This is a genomic window from Paracoccus haematequi (assembly GCF_900631945.1).
In the GTDB taxonomy this organism is placed as follows: domain Bacteria; phylum Pseudomonadota; class Alphaproteobacteria; order Rhodobacterales; family Rhodobacteraceae; genus Paracoccus; species Paracoccus haematequi_A.
This window is the reverse complement of record NZ_UZWE01000100.1, coordinates 1-598: the sequence shown is the minus strand read 5'-3', so window position 1 is coordinate 598 and position 598 is coordinate 1. Positions and strand designations below refer to the sequence as shown.

The 598-nt window shown below is 72.4% G+C and carries 1 protein-coding gene; it reads left to right on the top strand.

Features of this window, described 5'->3' with window-relative positions; translation table 11 throughout:
* On the top strand, positions 1 to 503 hold a 503-nt coding region (locus tag PARHAE_RS21295), incomplete at its 5' end, for a GIY-YIG nuclease family protein (protein ID WP_164555351.1).
* Positions 504 to 598 lie beyond the last annotated feature (95 nt).

The following is a 598-nucleotide window of genomic DNA, read 5'->3' as shown; positions in this document are numbered from 1 at the left end:
CCAATCTCGGCTGGGGGCAGTGCGACTGCGCCGGTTGCGGGGAAAGCTGGGCGGCCAAGCCGAGCTTTCTCTACCTGCTGGGCATCCGGCATGACGGCATGGACCTGCTGAAGCTCGGCTACAGCGCCAATCCGCTGAAGCGCCAAAGACACCAGCTGGGGCTGCCGAAGACCGCGCAGGTGACGTTGCTGCGCCGCGTGGCGATGCCCACCGGACACGCCGCCTGCGCCGCCGAGAAACGCCTGCACGCCCGGCTGCGCCGGCAGCATCCCGAGGCGGTGGTGCCGCCCGAGGACTACCGGGGCATCCTCAACGTGATCAGCGAGGTCTACCGGCCCTGGCTGCGGGCCGAGCTGGAGCGCCGGCTCGACCGGATCGAGAAGGCCGCCGTCCCGGTAGGCATGGCACCGGGCGCAGGAGCCCAGGACAGCCAAACCCAGGACGGCGGGGGCAAAGACGGCGGCAGCCAGGATGGCGGGGGCGACGACAGGGCGGCCTGCTGAGCCGCCTCCGGCCGGGGCGGCTGCGGCCGCCCCAGCCCTGGTGCATCTCCCCTGCCCCCCGTCCCTCGCCCTTTCCGAAGGAACTGCCCATGCCC